The 308-nt window shown below is 50.0% G+C and carries 1 protein-coding gene; it reads right to left on the bottom strand.

Annotated features, from left to right (window positions below):
• A partial coding sequence (locus tag E5983_RS09640) for a DUF1542 domain-containing protein (protein ID WP_160333536.1) occupies positions 1–308 on the bottom strand: 308 nt, incomplete at both ends.

The following is a 308-nucleotide window of genomic DNA, read 5'->3' on the forward strand; positions in this document are numbered from 1 at the left end:
ACTGCGTCCTTAGCCTTAGCTGCCTCAGAGTCTACTTCTGCTTTCGCTGCTGCTTTCTCTTCAGCTGTTAAGTCATCACGAGCATCAATCGCTGCCTTCTTATCCGCTGCCGCCTTGTCGATAGCTTCTTTGGCTGCTGGTTTCGCTACTGCTTCTGGATTAACTGCTGTAATTGCATTTGTACCAGAGTCTTTAGCCGCATCAACACCTGCTTGGTCGGTGGCCGCATCGACTGCGTCCTTAGCCTTAGCTGCCTCAGAGTCTACTTCTGCTTTCGCTGCTGTTTTCTCTTCAGTTGTTAAGTCATC

Source organism: Streptococcus danieliae, from assembly GCF_009767945.1.
Classification (GTDB): Bacteria; Bacillota; Bacilli; order Lactobacillales; family Streptococcaceae; genus Streptococcus; species Streptococcus danieliae.